The following is a 16,606-nucleotide window of genomic DNA, read 5'->3' on the forward strand; positions in this document are numbered from 1 at the left end:
TTTGCTGCATTTTACCGGCCTATGTGGAGAAACCTCGCCTTATTCGTCATTAAGAACCGCCGCCTGCTGGTTGGGCTGCTGGCCGTTATAACGGTGTTTATGGCCTGGGAAGCCCGCAAAATCGAAATGACTTACGATTTTGCCCAGGTGGTTTCGCCCACCGACCCGGACATGGTGTACTTCCAGCGCTTCAAGCAGAAGTTTGGCGAGGATGGCAACGTGCTGGTGTTGGGCATGCAGGACAGTTCGGTGTACCGGCTGGGCAACTTCAACGAGCTGCGCATGCTCACCGACACGCTCAGCAAAGTAGAGGGCGTGAACGGGGTACTGGGCGTGACGCGCCTGCCCCGGCTGGTGAAGGACACGGCCACCCAAACGTTCCGGGCCGAACCCATTTTCCGGCGCTTCCCCAGCAGCCAGGTGGAGCTGGACTCCCTGATGCGGGTAGTAAACTCCCAGGAGTTCTACAAAGGCCAGCTGATTTCGCCCACCACCGGGGCCACGCTGCTGGCCCTCACCATGGACCCCAAGTACCTGAATTCCAGTCGGCGCGAGGCGGTAATGCAGGAGATATTGGGCCACGCCGAGCGGTTTCAGCAGAAGACCGGCATCAAAATGCACTACGCCGGCCTGCCGTACGTGCGGGCCACCATGACCACCAAGGTAGCCTCCGAAATGAAGCTGTTCGTGGCCCTCACCATTGTGATGATGGCCCTCACGCTGCTCATGTTCTTCCGCACTTGGTCGGCGGTGGTGTTCCCGCTACTGATTGTGCTCATTGTGGTTATCTGGTGCATTGGGAGCATGGTGCTGATGGGCTACAAAATCAACCTGCTCACCGGGCTGATTCCGAGTATTATCATCGTCATCGGTATTCCGAATTGCACCTACCTGCTCAGCCGCTACCACTACGACTACCGCAAATCGGGCAATCAGGTGCTGGCTATGGCCCGCGTGGTGCGCAAAATCGGGCTGGTAACGCTCATGAACAACACCACCACGGCCATCGGTTTTGTGGTGTTCTGCTTCACCAACATTGCCATTCTGTTCCAGTTTGGGGCGGTGGCCACCATCAACATCTTCGTGGCCTTTGCGGTGTCGTTTATTTTGATGCCCATTGTGTTCACCATTCTGCCCCCGCCCACGCCCAAGCAGCTGGAACACTTGGAGGCTAAGCCGCTGATGAAGCTGCTGGAGTTCTTCGATTACGTGGTGCTGGAGCGCCGCCGCACGGTGTACCTCACGGCCCTGGCGCTGGTGGTGCTGGCCTCGTTTGGGGTGGCCAAGGTGCGCTCGGTGAGCTACATGGTGGATGATTTGCCCAAGGATTCATCGGTAAACTCCGACCTCAAGTTCTTCGAGCAGCACTTCAACGGGGTGATGCCCTTGGAAATGGTAGTGGACACCGGCAAGCCTAAAGGCCTGCTGAAGCTAAAGAACCTGGAGCGCATTGACCGCCTCGAAAACTTCCTGCGCACTCAGCCCGTGCTCACCACCCCGGTGAGCGTGGTAACAGCCCTGAAAGCCTCCACCCAGGCCTTCTACAACGGCAGCCCCGAGTACTACCGCCTGCCCGATAACTCGGAGAAAAACTACGTGTTCAGCTACCTGGCTCACTCCCAGAATGCCAAAAGCAGTGAAGGAGCCCTCACCAGCAAGCTGCTCCGCTCCTTCACCGACAGCACCATGCGCGAGGCCCGGATTTCGCTGAAAATTGCGGACATCGGCTCCCACAACCTCGATACCCTGCTCAACAACCGCATCCGTCCCGAAATCAAGAAAATTTTCAACGGCACGGGTATGGATGTGAAGCTGACCGGCACCACCATCATCTTCACCAAGGGCAACGAGTACCTGATTGGCACGCTCAAGGAAAGCCTCATTATTGCCTTCGTGCTGGTGGGCCTGGTGGTGCTGATTCTGTTCCGCAGCATCCGGGCGGTGTTCTTTACGCTGCTGCCCAACTTCTTCACCCTGCTGCTCACGGGCGGGATTATGGGCTACTTCGGTATTCCACTCAAGCCCAGCACGGCCCTGATTTTCAGCATTGCGCTGGGTATTGATGGTGACAACTCCATTCACCTGCTGGCCAAGTTCCGGCAGGAAATGGCCGCCAACGGCCGCCGCGTGAAGGCCGCCATCAGCACCACGCTCAGCGAGGCCGGCACCAGCATGATTTACACCAGCATTGTGCTGTTTCTGGGCTTTTCGGTGTTTGCCTTCTCGGAGTTTGGCGGCACCAAGGCGCTGGGCCTGCTCATGTCGGCCAGCCTGCTGATTACCAACTTCTCCAACCTGATTCTGCTGCCCTGCCTGCTGGTTACCTTCGAGCACGGCAAGGACGAGGACGTTATCGACCAGACTGGTATCCGGCACTACGACGACAACTACCACGAGGAAGACGACGACCTGGAACTCAACCTCAACCGGATGCAGGTGCAGCCCCGCCAGAACGGTTAAAACTACTTACACTACTGTCATGCTGAGCTTGCCGAAGCATCTCTACCGCTTCGTTGAAATTACTACTGCAATGAAGCGGTAGAGATGCTTCGGCAAGCTCAGCATGACGTTCTGCTACAACGACCCTCCCCACAAATGAACTACCCCGAATTCAAGCAGCCGCTCAACTACGGCCAGGTTGGTACTGATATCCTGGCGTGGTGGAAACAGAACGGCATTTTTGAGAAAAGCGTGAGCACCCGCGAGGGGCAGCCCACCTTCGTGTTCTACGAGGGCCCGCCCTCGGCCAACGGTGCCCCCGGCATTCACCACGTAATGGCCCGGACGGTGAAGGATATTTTCTGCCGCTACCAGACGCTGCTGGGCAAGCAGGTAAACCGCAAAGGCGGCTGGGATACCCACGGCCTACCCATTGAGCTGCAGGTAGAAAAGGAGCTGGGCATCACGAAGGAGGATATCGGCAAGAAAATCAGCATCGAGGAGTACAACCAGCGCTGCCGCGAAACCGTGATGCGCTTCAAAGCCCAGTGGGACGACCTCACCGAGAAAATGGGCTACTGGGTGGACCTCGACGACCCCTACATCACCTTCGAGCCCGAGTACATCGAAAGCTGCTGGGCCCTGCTCAAGAAGCTCTACGACAAGGGCCTGCTCTACAAAGGCTACACCATCCAGCCCTACTCGCCGGCGGCCGGTACCGGTTTGTCGTCGCACGAGCTGAACCAGCCCGGCACCTACCGGGACGTGAAGGACACGACCATCGTGGCCCAGTTCAAGGTGCAGCGCGATGAGGCGTCGGAGAAGCTGTTTGCTGCGGCTGAGGACGTACCGACGTACATTCTGGCCTGGACGACCACCCCCTGGACGCTGCCCGCCAACACGGCGCTGGCTGTGGGCAAGGGCATTGCCTACGTGCTGGTGCGCACCTTCAACCCTTACACTGGCGCCCCCATCCGGGTGGTGCTGGCCGAGGCATTGCTGGGCAAATACTTCTCGGAGAAAGGCAAAGACGCTTCGCTGGACGACTTCAAGGCCGGTGACAAAGTGCTGCCTTGGCGCATCGAGGGCACCTTTAAAGGCGCTGACCTCGTGGGCCTCCGCTACGAGCGGCTGTTCGGGCAGGATAAGGGCTATCCGGCGTTTGAGGGCGAGGAAAACGGTTTCCGCGTCATCAACGGCGACTTCGTAACCACCGAAGACGGTACCGGCATCGTGCACATTTCGCCCACGTTTGGCGCAGACGACTTCCGGGCCGCGCAGCTGGCCGGCGTGCCCGCCCTGCTGGTTGCCGACGACGAAGGCAAGCTGGGCCCAGTGGTGGACCGCACCGGCCGCTACGTAGCGCAGATGGGCGAATTTGGCGGCCGCTGGGTGAAAAACTACGACGGTCACGACCAGAGCGGCGCCGACTACAAAACCCTCGACGAGAGCATTGCCATCCGCATGAAAGGCGACGGCACGGCCTTCAAAGTGGAGAAGTACGAGCACACCTACCCGCACTGCTGGCGCACCGATAAGCCCGTACTGTACTACCCCCTCGACTCCTGGTTTATTAAAACCACGGCGGTGAAGGACCGGCTCATCGAGCTCAACAAAACCATTAACTGGCAGCCCGAAAGCACCGGCACCGGCCGCTTCGGCAACTGGCTGGAAAACCTGGTGGACTGGAACCTGAGCCGCTCGCGCTACTGGGGCACCCCGCTGCCCATCTGGCGCACCCAGGACGGCTCGGAGGAAATCTGCATCGGCTCGATTGCCGAGCTGAGCGCCGAAATCGACAAGGCCGTGGCGGCCGAGGTGATGACGCACAACCCCATTGCCAGCGGGGAAATGACCGACCTGCACCGCCCCTACGTGGACGACGTGTTCCTGGTGAGCCCCAGCGGCCAGCCCATGTACCGCGAAACGGACCTCATCGACGTGTGGTTCGACAGCGGCGCCATGCCCTACGCCCAGTGGCACTACCCGATTGAAAACGAAGGGCAGTTCCGCAAAAACTTCCCCGCTGATTTCATTGCCGAAGGCGTGGACCAGACCCGCGGCTGGTTCTTCACCCTGCACGCGCTGGCCGTGATGCTGGAGGACTCGGTGGCCTACAAGAACGTGATGGCCAACGGCCTGGTGCTGGATAAGAACGGCAACAAGATGAGCAAGCGCCTCGGCAACGCCATCGACCCGTTCACCACCATCAGCCAGTACGGTCCGGATGCCACGCGCTGGTACATGATTGCCAACGCCCAGCCCTGGGACAACCTCAAGTTCGACCTCAACGGCATCACGGAGGTGCAGCGCCGCTTCTTCGGCACGCTGTTCAACACCTACTCGTTCTACGCCCTCTACGCCAACCTCGACGGCTTCCAGGCCCGCGAGTTCGACCGGGTGCCCTACGCCGAGCTGAGCGAGCTGGACCGCTGGATTCTGAGCAAGCTGCAGTCGTTGATTCAGGAAGTGCGCGGCTATTATGATGGATACGACCCCACCAAAGCCGCCCGCGCCATCCAGGATTTCGTCACCGACCAGCTTTCCAACTGGCACGTGCGCCTTTCGCGCCGTCGTTTCTGGAAGGGCGAGCTGACCCAGGACAAGAAAGCTGCCTACGAAACCCTGCAGGAATGCCTGGTAGTGGTGTCGCAGCTGATGGCCCCTATTGCGCCCTTCTTCGCCGAGTGGCTGTACCAGAACATGACCGGCGGTATGCGCGCCGAAGCCGTGAAGCGCAACACCCCGCTGGCTGCCGAATCGGTGCACCTGACCCTGCTGGTGGAGGCCGATGAAGCCCGCATCGACAAGGCGCTGGAAGAGCGCATGGAGCTGGCTCAGCGGATTTCCTCGCTCACCCACTCCCTGCGTAAGAAATCGGTGCTGAAAGTGCGCCAGCCGTTGCAGCGCATTCTGGTGCCGGTGTTCAACGACACCACCCGTGAGCAGGTGGGCAAGGTGGAAGACCTGATCTGCGCCGAGGTGAACGTGAAGCACGTGGAGTTCCTCGACGATACCAGCGGTGTGCTGGTGAAGTCGGTGAAGCCCAACTTCAAGCGCCTGGGCCAGCAGTACGGCGCCAAGCTGAAAGCCGTGGGGGCCCGCATCCAGCAGATGACTGCCGAGGAAATCAGCACCCTCGAAAAAACCGGTCAACTGGCCGTGGAAATCGACGGCGAAGCCTATACCCTGGCCCCCGACGACGTGGAAATCCGCACCCAGGACCTGCCCGGCTGGCTGGTAGCCACCGACGGCCCCCTCACCGTGGCCCTCGACGTGACCCTGACCGAGGAGCTGCGCCAGGAAGGCGTGGCCCGCGAGCTGGTGAACCGCCTCCAGAACCTGCGCAAGGACTCGGGCCTGGAAGTGCAGGACAAGGTGCGCGTGACGCTGCAGCAGCAGCCCGAGCTGGAAGCCGCCGTGCAGTCGTTCGGCAGCTACATCCGCGAGGAAGTGCAGGCCCTGAGCCTGGATTTCGCCCCGGAAATCAGCGGCGGCGCGGTGCTGGAATTCGACGAGTATTCGGTGCCCGTGCAGCTGGAAGTAGCCAACGGATAAGCTCCTTCAAGCGTAAAAAAAGGCCGCGAAACATCTGTTTCGCGGCCTCTCTTTTTTATCGTCATGCAGCGGCGCAGCCGAAGCATGACGGTTCAGTTTCAGCTGGAGAATAGTTATTGCACTACCATTTCCTGCCGTACTTCATCCGGCAATTTCTCTGACAGCACGCGGTAGACGTAGCGGCCGGGAGCTAGGCGTAGAGGCAGGGTGTCATCCGTTGTACGAACTTCGTGTACCAGAATGGGGGCCACATCTTCGCGCACCGCCAATTCGGGTTGTAGATAAAGCTGTACCAATCGGCGGCCAGTTGCAGTGCTGGGCCGGTACGGCCGCAGGTCTAGGGACGTCACACGGGTTTCGCGGGCATTAGCGTAGGGCAGGGGGAGCTGCTGAGGCATGAGGTTATTACGCACCACGAGTTCTGCTTCCGGGTAAAACGGGCGGCGCTGGCCTCGTTGCACCCGGTATACCACTTCGGCCGTGCCGGGCGCCGTGGCCGGTAATGTATTGAGCGGTTCGTTGGACAAACGCGCCTGACTGATGCGCAATACCGGCCAGCCCGTTTGTTCTGTGAATTGCTCCGGCATCGATTTCACGGGTGGTTGCCCTTTTTTCGCTAGCCGTTTGCTCATCATATTGCCTCCATAAATCAGCACGCGGGCCTGGGCATCAGAGTGCAGAGCCCTGTGTAATGAGGCCGCCTGCGCCTGTTCGGGGTTGAAGAAGTTATGGTGGGCGTTATAAGCAATCAGCGTGAAACCTAGTTGCCTGGCTGTGCGCACCAGGTTGGCGAAGGTAGCTTCCCGGGCTTCCATGCCTGCCTGTAGCGGCAACGGGCTCAGCATACTCGCCGCCGAATCTTCCAGTGCTTCCAGGGCCAGGTAGCGGAAGCCCTGCTGGTACAGGCCCGGTAGCAAGGCTGTAGCTAGGGCCCGGTGCTGAGGCTGGGTGGGAGATTCATCTAACCATACGGCCCGGGCCGTAGCCGTGTGATGCAGAATTTCCGGCACTGCTCCCATGCTCACCAGCGTATCCGGCGTAGCGCGCCGCGGCCGGGCTGGGCTGCTGGAAGTGGATGAGGCCGGTAACCGCACATTATCCAGCTGCTGGAAATACGCTACCGAATCGGTGTTGCCGGCTAGGGCGTGGTACTGCAGCAAGGTGTACCGCAGCGTGCCGTCCAGGGAAGGGTCGGCGGGGGAGTGGCGGCTTTGCGCCAGCGCAATCAGTGGAGCCAGGTAGTTTCCGTTCGGGCGGCTTGCAAAAGCGTTACTGGCCATGCGGCCGGGCGCCACTGTGCGGGGCCAGCGCCCGGCCTGTACTGAGGGAAATGTGAATGTGACAAACTCCGCATCCATTTCCCGGCTGCGGCTTTGTATTGAAGCCATCGGCTCCGTTTTGGCGTCGCTGGTGGCCAGCAGGTACAGCCAGCCTTGCTTGTCGGGCAGCGGAGCGGCGTATTCCATCCGCAAATCGGGCGAGGTAGCCGTGGTGCGCTGGTACCGGTCCAGGCCTGTTTCCTGGAAACCGGCCGCCTTCCAATCGGGGTTGCCGGCCAGCCGCAGGGCCCGTAGCTGATACGTTGGCTTTAGGGTAGTGCGGCCCGTGAACAGCACGGCCGCCTGCTTGCGCGGAACGGCCAACTGCTGCAAGGTGGCCTGAGTAGCGGCATCGGGCCGGTTGCGCGGCTTCAGGTCCAGGGTATAGTCGCCGTTGAGCAGCAGGCTGGTGTTGAGCTGCTGGTTGTAGAAGGTGATGGTGGTAGTACTGCGCTGTTCGTTGGCGCGGGTAAGCGGGTGGGGCGCGGCGCAACCGCCCAATAACGCAACCGACAACAAGCTGCAACCGGCTATGTGCCGAAGCCGGGAAGGGTATAGTAACATAACAGACACGGTAGAAAGGGATACTGCTGGTAAGATAGAGGAAAGCGGGTTAGCGTATTCAGCCCGCCCGCAAAAGCCCGGCAATTCTGCGGAAGCAGCCAGATGGCGGTACCTTTGGCGAAAACCAGCCGCAGAGAGGTATTAGCACAAAGCCGTACAAACCGGCGGGTGATAAGCTCAAACCGGCACAAAATCCCACTTGCATCATGTACTATGCGGACCAAGTGTCTGTGGGGTCAGATGCAGCATAGTCAAAAAATCTTCGTCAATTTGTGCTTTGAGAGGGGAGAGGTGCTGGTCCTGACACGCTGTCAGGCCGGAGTCTCGCTTCTCACCGCTTGCCTCTCACCTCTCACTACATGAAATACTGGAAGTACTATCTGGTGGCCCTGCTGGTCATCGTCATTGATCAGCTCTCCAAGTGGGCCGTGCACCGCTATATGCCCATGGGTATGCCCGGTGAAATCCCGCTGCTCGGCGACTGGTTTAAGCTGCATTACACGCTAAATCCGGGCATGGCTTTCGGGGTAGAGCTGCCGCCGCCCTACGGCAAAATTCTGCTCACCAGCTTCCGTTTGGTAGCCGTGGCGGGCATTGCCTATTACATCTACCGCCTCTGGAAACAGCGTGCCCCGCAGGGCCTGCTCGTGTGCATTGCCATGATTCTGGGTGGGGCCCTGGGCAACGTCATCGACTCTATTTTCTACGGCGTCATCTACAACAACGCGCCCTATGGCTCGCCCACGCCCTGGTTTCACGGGCAGGTGATTGACATGCTGTACGTAGACATCTACGAGGGTATTCTGCCAGCTTCCTGGCCGCTGGTAGGTGGCTCGCATGTGTCGCTCTGGCCTATCTTTAACATTGCCGATTCCGCCATTTTCGTGGGTGTAGCGCTAATTCTGCTGTTCCAAAGCCGTTTCTTCAGCCATCACGAAGAAGCCCATCCGCTGGCTGCCGACGACTTGGCCGCCGCCCAGGCCCGCCGCGACGCTGAAGCTTCGGAAGTTGCCTAGAGAACCGAGTAGTAGCAGTTTAAAACGGCCCGTCGGAGCAATCTGGCGGGCCGTGGTGTTGTAACGCGAAGCTCCAGCTTCTGCGCACGAGCGAAGCGAGTAACCAAGACCGCGCCGTTTGTTCTAACGCGTAGCTACTCGCTTCGCTCGTGCGCAGAAGCTGGAGCTTCGCGTTACATTCGTACTTACTATGTCCCAGCCCATTCTCTCCGTCCGCAACCTTACCATCGATTTTCACTCGCACCGCGGCACTACGCGGGCCGTGCAGGATATTTCCTTTGACCTGCACCGGGGCGAAACGCTGGCTATTGTGGGTGAGTCAGGCTCGGGCAAATCGGTTACCTCCCTGGCCTTGATGGGACTGATTCCGCTGCCGCCCGGCCAGATTGTGAGCGGCGAGGCCCGGTTCCAAAGCGAGGCGCTAGGGGAGGTGGACCTGCTTCGGCTATCGGACCAACAACTGCAGCGGGTACGGGGTAACGACATCAGCATGATTTTTCAGGAGCCGATGACCTCCCTGAACCCCGTGTATACCTGCGGTAGCCAGGTGGTGGAGGCCCTGCGCCTGCACACCACACTCACGGAGAAGGAAGCCGAGGCGCGCACCATCGAGCTGTTCACGATGGCCCAGCTGCCCCGGCCCGAAAAGATATTCAAGAGCTACCCGCACGAAATCAGCGGGGGACAGAAGCAGCGCGTGATGATTGCCATGGCTATGGCCTGCAACCCCGCCATTCTGATTGCCGACGAGCCCACCACCGCCCTCGACGTGACGGTGCAGGCCCAGGTGCTACGCCTGATGGATGGCCTGCGCCGCCAGCACCACACGGCCGTTATCTTCATCACCCACGACCTGGGTGTGGTGGCCGAAATTGCCGACCGGATTCTGGTGATGTACCGCGGCCGGGTGGTGGAGCAGGGTCCTGTGCTCGATATTTTCACTAACCCCCAGCACCCCTACACCAAGGGTTTGCTGGCCTGCCGCCCAAAACTTTCCGTTGGGCAAAAAAAATTACCGGTAGTGGCCGATTTCATGCGTGAAACGGCCGATGGCGGCTTTATCAGCACTGAAGCCAGCGCTACGCAAGTGGTTGAGCCTGTTGCAGGTGAAAGTATTGCTTTAAGTCCTCAAAACGGCACGGAAACCACCAAAACGTTCCCCGTGGAACATCCTGTTTCACGCCCTGCGGAACCGAAATTCGGCCTAGAATCCGCGCCGGGCTTGGAATCAGGCCAGCCGCTGCCCATTGCCAGTGGTCCTACAAATTCTCCGCAGGGGTTTGTAGAAACACTCCCGTTGAACGAGGACAACCCCACCGCCAACAACCTCGGCAGCGAGAATGGTCTGACCAACCCTGCGGGAATTGGTCGGACCACACTTTCTAGTCCTCTGCTGCGCGTTGAGAACCTGAACGTGCACTTCCCCATCCGGAAAGGATTTTTCAACCGCACCAAGGAATTTGTGCGGGCGGTGGATGGCGTGAGCTTCGATATTTACCCTGGCGAAACGGTGGGGTTGGTAGGGGAGTCGGGCTGCGGCAAAACCACCCTGGGCCGCACGCTGCTGCGGCTGGTGGAGCCTACCTCGGGCCGTATCCTGTTTGAGGGTGAAGACCTGGCCACCTTGCCGGCCGAGCAGCTGCGCCGCAAGCGCCGCGAGTTTCAGATGGTGTTCCAGGACCCTTACGCCGCCCTCAACCCGATGATGACCGTGGGCGAAGCTATTCTGGAACCCATGCGGGTGCACGGCGTGGGCGGCAGCCGGCAGCAGCAGAAGGAGCGGGTGCTGGAACTGCTGCGCACGGTGGGCCTCAAGGATGAGCATTTCCTACGGTACCCCCACGAGTTCAGCGGCGGGCAGCGCCAGCGCATCTGCATTGCCCGGGCCCTGGCCCTGCAGCCCAAGTGCATCATCTGCGACGAATCGGTGTCGGCCCTCGACGTATCGGTGCAGGCCCAGGTGCTGAACCTGCTCAACGACCTCAAGCGCGAGTTCGGCATCACCTACCTGTTCATCACCCACGACCTGTCGGTGGCCCGCTTCATGAGCGACCGGCTGCTGGTGATGCGCCAGGGCCAGATTGTGGAAAGCGGCCCTGCCGCCGACATCTACGCCAACCCCCAGCACGAGTACACTCGCCAACTGCTGGCCGCCATTCCCAAGGATACCCCCGCCGACATCCGCGCCGCCGTAGCCAGCCGCGGGTAGGGAAGATCTACAAGTTGTGCCTTCACTTTGCCAACCGAACTATGCACCTCATCTACCCCTCGCTGCCTTACGAAGTGCGCACCGTGGACCCGCTGTGGGAGCCGGAGTGCGCGTGGGTACAGGAGCAGGGGTGGGCGGTAAGTTTGTACGACAGCGAAGCCCAACGTCTGTGGCCAGTTACCCCAACTGCGGGACCTGCGCTGTACCGGGGATGGATGCTCTCGGCTGAGGAATATGAGCTGCTGACGACACGGGTAGCTTTGCGGGTATCAACGGCCAGCTACCTGTCTTCACACCAGGCTTCGGGTTGGTACGATGCCATCTACTCATTCACTTTCTCCAGTACTTTTGGTACGGCCGCTACGATGCCCGACTTTTCTGCGGGCCAGCGCTACTTTGTGAAAGGGCTGGTGAAGTCGTTTGGTACCGACTCCGTGGTAGCTTCACAGGAGCAGTGGGAGCAACTATGCCGGGCGCATGAACTATTGCCCACGGAGCCGCTGTTCATACGGCAGTTCACACCACTGCAAGCCGGTTCCGAGCGACGCTTCTTTGTGGTGGATGGTGTGGCCTGTGGGGCAGCCGCTACCTCGCTGCCCGATGAGCTTCGGCCGGTACTTGACCTGCTGCGCCCCCGATTGTTTTACAGCTTGGATGTGGCGTATACTGCTGCCGGCCGCCCGGCGGTAGTGGAAGTGGGCGACGGGCAGGTATCCGATTTAAAGGAGTGGAGCATTGCTGATTTCGGGTATACGGTGCTAGGCACTTTGGCCCGTGCAATACAATCTTAACCCGCATTTTTTACCCCGGAATAGTTATTCCGCGCTATATTCCGTATCATCTCTCCGAAGCCCCCTGAAGGGCTGGATTACTTTACCCCGGGAACCGCGTAGTACTACCAGTTTCCCACTTACTCAACCCCGCCGCCTGCGAAAAAGACATCTTCTGGCGGCCCCTTTTCTACATGAAAGAAAAAGACGAATCCGCCGCCCCCCGCGCCTCTCGCGCGAAGGCATCCCGCCGCACTGAATCTGCGGCACCCTCCATTTCCCAGGACCTGGTGTTCCGCATTTTCCGCGACAACCCCGACAAGGTCCTTTCCTACCGCCAGCTCTCCCGCCGCCTGGGCGTAACCACCAAAGAGCAGCGGGAAGAGATTTTCGCCCACCTGAAAAGCCTGAAGCAAAAAGGCCTGCTTACGCTGCTTCAGAACGACGAGTACCGCCTCACCGATGCCAGTGCTGCCTACGCCGCTACCGAGCCCGCCAGTGGCCGTAAAACGCGCCGTAACGAGCGGGAGCCGTTTGCCGCCACCAACCGCCGTGCCGGCCGCCCCGTGGAAACCGAGTTTGGCCAAGACCCCGTAGTACACCGTCGCCGCTCAGCGGGCTTCGACTTCCCTAACGCCGACGAGCCCGCCACTGACTTCCGCCGCCACCGGTCCGAGGGCGGGGGTGAGGTAATCATCGGCACCGTGGCCCTGGCTACCGACAAGTATGCCTTTGTCATTTCGGAGGAAAGCGAGCAGGACGTGCGCGTGTTTACCGACCGCCTCAAGTTTGCCATGCACGGCGACACGGTGCGTCTGCGCCTGCGCGGCTCCCGCGACGGCAAGCCCGTGGGCGACGTGCTAGAGGTAACCAACCGGGTGCGCCCCGAGCTGGTGGGCCGGCTCTACATGCAAGGCCCCATTGGCTTTGTGAAGCCCGACAACCGCAAGGTGTACTTCGATGTGATGGTGCCCTACGAGCAGTTGCACGGGGCCCAGCACGGCGACAAGGTGCTGGTGCATGTCACCGAGTTTCCGGACGGCGACACCGGCCACTTCCCGGTAGGTGAGGTGAAGCGCAGCTTCGGTAAGGCCGGGCAGAACGAGGCCGAAATCAACGCCATCATGGCTGAGTTTGGGCTGCCGTTTGAGTTTCCCGCCGAGGTAGAGGAGGAGTCGGAAAGCATTCCGCTGGAAATCCCTCGGAGCGAGATAGAGCGCCGCCGCGACTTCCGCAACATCACCACCTTCACCATCGACCCCGCCGACGCCAAGGACTTCGACGATGCCCTCAGCATCCAGCAGCTTGAAAACGGGCACTGGGAAATTGGAGTACACATTGCCGACGTGACCCACTACGTGCGCCCCGGCATGGCGCTGGAGAAAGAAGCCCGCTACCGGGCTACCTCCGTGTACCTCGTGGACCGCGTAATTCCCATGCTGCCCGAGCGCCTCAGCAACGGCCTCTGCTCCCTGCGTCCTAACGAAGACAAGCTGACTTTCTCGGCCGTATTTGAGTTGGATGAGAAGGGCAAGCTGTTCAGCTCTTGGTTCGGCAAAACCATCATCCATTCCGACCGGCGCTTCGCCTACGAGGAAGCCCAGGAGCGCATCGAAGGGTTGGAGGCTGACTATACTCAGGAGATTCAATTGATGAACTCCATTGCCAAGAAGCTCTGTGCGCAGCGCTTCAAGCAGGGGGCCATCAGCTTCGAAACCCAGGAAGTGAAGTTCAAGCTGGACGCTGAGGGCAAGCCGCTGTACGTGTATGTGAAGGAGCGCAAGGATGCCCACAAGATGATTGAGGAGTTCATGCTGCTGGCCAACCGTAAGGTGGCCGAATTCGTGTACAAGCTCAAGCCCCGCAAGCCTCGCCTGACCATGGTGTACCGCGTGCACGATGCCCCCGACGAGGACCGCCTGCAGAACTTCGCCCTGTTTGCTCAGAAGTTCGGTCACCAGCTCGACCTCTCCAACCCCAAAAAGCTGAGCAGTGAGCTGAACGATTTGAGCAGCGAGGTAGTGGGCCGGCCGGAGCAGAACGTCATCCAGACGCTGGCTATCCGCACCATGGCCAAGGCCACGTACACCACCGACCCGCGCGGCCACTTCGGCCTAGCCTTCGAGCACTACTCGCACTTCACCTCGCCCATCCGCCGCTACCCCGATATGATGGCCCACCGCCTCCTGGAGCACTACCTGGAGGGCGGCAAGAACGTGGAGGTGGAGCCCATTGAGGAGGAGTGCAAGCACTCCTCGGAGCGCGAGAAGCTGGCCGCCAATGCCGAGCGCGCCAGCATCAAGTACAAGCAGGTAGAGTTCCTGCAGGACCGCATCGGCGACCAATTTACCGGCGTGGTATCGGGCCTCACCGAGTGGGGGCTGTACGTGGAAATCGAGGAGAACAAGTGCGAAGGCATGGTCCGCATTGCCGACATCCCCGGCGACTACTACGAGCTGGACAAGGACAACTACCGCTTGGTGGGCAAAAACACGAAGCGCATTATCCAATTCGGCGACGAGTTGCAGGTAATCGTGAAAGCCGCCAACCTGCTGGACCGCACCATCGACTTTGAGCTGGTGGACAACCGCCCCGATTCGGTGAAGCGCCGGGAACAGGATGAACGCGCCGCCAGCCGGGAAACCCGCCGCGGTTACCGCCCCGAGAAGAGCAACAAAGGAGGCCGCCCCGGTGGCGGTGGTAAAGCCAGCGGAGGCAGCAAGCGTCGCCGGTAAGCTGTTGTCATTGCGAGGCGGAACCGAAGCAATCCGTCCTTCTCCGAACCCAAAACGCTGACCTACACTAAAGCCCCCAGTGCACTCCGCACCGGGGGCTTTTTGCCGATGCGCGACATGCTCAGGATGATGGGCAGTTATGGTCGTAGTCACTGCCGAGACCTCGCCGATGACACAGGCCCCTACATCTCCTTCCCCCAACCTACCGTACCTTGCCTGCCTCAACCTTGACCCCGCCATTCGTGGACCTTTCGTACTTCACTACCAAGCTTACTGCTGGCCTCTCCGACCTTTCTTATGGCGAGCAGCCTACCACTCTCTACGAGCCCATTCGCTACATCATGGCGTTGGGTGGAAAACGCATCCGGCCCCTGCTCACCCTGCTCGGTGCCCACCTCTTCACCGACGACCTGGATGCCGTGGTGAAGCCCGCCCTGGCCACCGAAGTCTTCCACAACTTCACCCTGCTCCACGACGACCTGATGGACCAGGCCCCCCTGCGCCGGGGCCAGGCCACCGTGCACGAAAAGTGGAACCCCAACGTGGCCATTCTAAGCGGCGACGTGATGCTGGTGCGGGCCTACGAGCTGTTCCTGGACGTGCCCCCGCACCTGCTGGCCCACGTGCTGCGCCGCTTCTCCCAAACCGCCGCCGAGGTGTGCGAGGGCCAACAGTGGGATATGAATTTCGAAACCGAGTCCACTGTCAGCATTGAACAGTACTTGGATATGATTCGGCTGAAGACGGCCGTGCTGCTGGGCTTTGCTCTGGAGCTGGGCACCCTGCTGGCCGGTGCCTCCCGCGAGGATGCCGACCACCTGCGCCAATTTGGGGTAGGCATTGGCGTAGCCTTCCAGCTGCGCGACGACCTGCTGGACGTGTACGGCGACGCCGCCACCTTCGGCAAGCGCGTGGGCGGCGACATCCTCAGCGACAAAAAAACCTACCTCCTGCTCACGGCCCAGGTTCAGGCCAACGATGCGCAACGCACCACGCTGGCCCGCCACATCGGGCAGCCCATCACGGATGCTGACGCCAAGGTGCAGGCCGTACGCACCATCTACGATGAGCTCGAAATTCGCCCCCAGACGGAAGAACTCATCAACCGCTACTTCCTGGACGCCCTGCAGCACTTGGAGCGCGTAGAGGCCCCCGAAACGCGCAAAAAACCACTGCACCAGTTGGCCCTGCAGCTGCTGGAGCGCGAGCAGTAGCATCATTCGGACCGGACCGGCAAGGCCTACCCTGCTTGTCCGGTCCGTCGGCTTTTTCCTTCATTTCCTATGCAAGTTTCTCCTTCTATTCTGCTGGCCCTGCTCACCGTCGGCATTTCCATCTACGCCTGGTCCAACCAAAATCTGTACGAGAGCTGGATACTGGACCCCTACCGCGTGAAGCGCAACAACGATTGGTACCGGTTCATCACCTCCGGCTTTCTGCACGCCGATTTTGGTCACCTGCTGTTCAACATGATTGCCTTCTACTCCTTCAGCCAAACGGTTGAATATGTGTTTGGGCAGCTGTTCAACCCAACCACGGCCATTCTTTACTTCCTGCTACTGTACCTGGGCGGCATCGTGGTATCGGATATTCCCACCTACCTGCGTCACCGCGACGACCCCAACTACCGTAGCCTGGGTGCCTCGGGCGGCGTAGCCTCGGTTATCTTCTCGGCCATTCTGTTCAATCCGCTGGGTGGGATGATGATTTTCCCCCTGCCCTTCAAGATTCCCGGCTTCATCTTCGGCTTCCTATACCTGGCATATTCCTACTACATGGGCCGCCGCCGGGGCGACAACATCAACCATGATGCTCATTTTTACGGGGCTCTCTACGGCTTAGTACTCACGTTCATTCTGATACCCCGCGTGGGCAACGTATTCTGGTCCCAAATTCAAGAATATTTAAGTCAATAGATTGATTATCAAGTTTTTGAATATAAAAAAACGTATTTCACTATATCTATTTCCGGCAGTGTAGCGTAGAGTAAGGCAAA

9 protein-coding genes are annotated in these 16,606 nt (G+C 60.0%); 8 read left to right on the top strand and 1 reads right to left on the bottom strand.

All coding sequences use genetic code 11. The features are described 5' to 3' along the window. Window positions 1-21 precede the first annotated feature (21 nt). Together LF252_RS20515 and ileS are read left to right on the top strand one after the other, a co-directional pair. Window positions 22-2,460: an efflux RND transporter permease subunit gene (locus tag LF252_RS20515; RefSeq protein ID WP_226271461.1), complete on the top strand. Its 2,439-nt coding sequence runs from the start codon at window positions 22-24 to the stop codon at window positions 2,458-2,460. Window positions 2,461-2,595: 135 nt separating this feature from the next. After that, window positions 2,596-5,997 (top strand): isoleucine--tRNA ligase, encoded by a 3,402-nt coding sequence (ileS, locus tag LF252_RS20520; protein ID WP_226271462.1) that lies wholly within the window; start codon window positions 2,596-2,598, stop codon window positions 5,995-5,997. A 113-nt stretch (window positions 5,998-6,110) separates the two neighbouring features. Here the strand turns inward: ileS and LF252_RS20525 are convergent, their stop codons facing one another. Then, entirely contained in the window at window positions 6,111-7,832 is a 1,722-nt protein-coding gene (locus LF252_RS20525) for a hypothetical protein (RefSeq protein ID WP_226271463.1), read from the bottom strand. A gap of 407 nt (window positions 7,833-8,239) precedes the next feature. On the opposite strand from LF252_RS20525, the gene LF252_RS20530 reads away from it, so the two are divergent. From LF252_RS20530 to LF252_RS20555, 6 genes are all read left to right on the top strand, one after another. Continuing rightward, a complete protein-coding gene (locus tag LF252_RS20530) occupies window positions 8,240-8,896 on the top strand; it encodes a lipoprotein signal peptidase (protein WP_226271464.1) in 657 nt (218 codons plus the stop codon). Between the two features lie 190 nt (window positions 8,897-9,086). Further along, on the top strand, window positions 9,087-11,105 hold the full coding sequence (locus LF252_RS20535; RefSeq protein ID WP_226271465.1) for an ABC transporter ATP-binding protein: 2,019 nt from the start codon (window positions 9,087-9,089) through the stop codon (window positions 11,103-11,105). Window positions 11,106-11,146: 41 nt separating this feature from the next. After that, window positions 11,147-11,896 carry an ATP-grasp domain-containing protein gene (locus LF252_RS20540; protein WP_226271466.1) on the top strand — a complete coding sequence of 250 codons (750 nt, stop codon included), beginning with the start codon at window positions 11,147-11,149 and terminating at the stop codon, window positions 11,894-11,896. A gap of 173 nt (window positions 11,897-12,069) precedes the next feature. After that, window positions 12,070-14,610, top strand: a complete 2,541-nt coding sequence (rnr, locus tag LF252_RS20545) for a ribonuclease R (protein ID WP_226271467.1) — start codon at window positions 12,070-12,072, stop codon at window positions 14,608-14,610. Between the two features lie 242 nt (window positions 14,611-14,852). Next, the gene (locus tag LF252_RS20550) at window positions 14,853-15,824 is read left to right on the top strand and encodes a polyprenyl synthetase family protein (protein WP_226271468.1); all 972 of its coding nucleotides are present in this window, start codon (window positions 14,853-14,855) and stop codon (window positions 15,822-15,824) included. Window positions 15,825-15,893: 69 nt separating this feature from the next. Then, window positions 15,894-16,526: a rhomboid family intramembrane serine protease gene (locus tag LF252_RS20555; protein WP_226271469.1), complete on the top strand. Its 633-nt coding sequence runs from the start codon at window positions 15,894-15,896 to the stop codon at window positions 16,524-16,526. Window positions 16,527-16,606 lie beyond the last annotated feature (80 nt).

The sequence above is a fragment of the Hymenobacter pini genome (assembly GCF_020421205.1).
GTDB classification, from domain to species: Bacteria; Bacteroidota; Bacteroidia; order Cytophagales; family Hymenobacteraceae; genus Hymenobacter; species Hymenobacter pini.

Bases quoted from the DNA above. Each gene is read 5' to 3' on its own strand.
- LF252_RS20515 (WP_226271461.1), top strand. From the start codon at position 22: ATGTGGAGAAACCTCGCCTTATTCGTCATTAAGAACCGCCGCCTGCTG.
- ileS (WP_226271462.1), top strand. From the start codon at position 2,596: ATGAACTACCCCGAATTCAAGCAGCCGCTCAACTACGGCCAGGTTGGT.
- LF252_RS20530 (WP_226271464.1), top strand. From the start codon at position 8,240: ATGAAATACTGGAAGTACTATCTGGTGGCCCTGCTGGTCATCGTCATT.
- LF252_RS20535 (WP_226271465.1), top strand. From the start codon at position 9,087: ATGTCCCAGCCCATTCTCTCCGTCCGCAACCTTACCATCGATTTTCAC.
- LF252_RS20540 (WP_226271466.1), top strand. From the start codon at position 11,147: ATGCACCTCATCTACCCCTCGCTGCCTTACGAAGTGCGCACCGTGGAC.
- rnr (WP_226271467.1), top strand. From the start codon at position 12,070: ATGAAAGAAAAAGACGAATCCGCCGCCCCCCGCGCCTCTCGCGCGAAG.
- LF252_RS20555 (WP_226271469.1), top strand. From the start codon at position 15,894: ATGCAAGTTTCTCCTTCTATTCTGCTGGCCCTGCTCACCGTCGGCATT.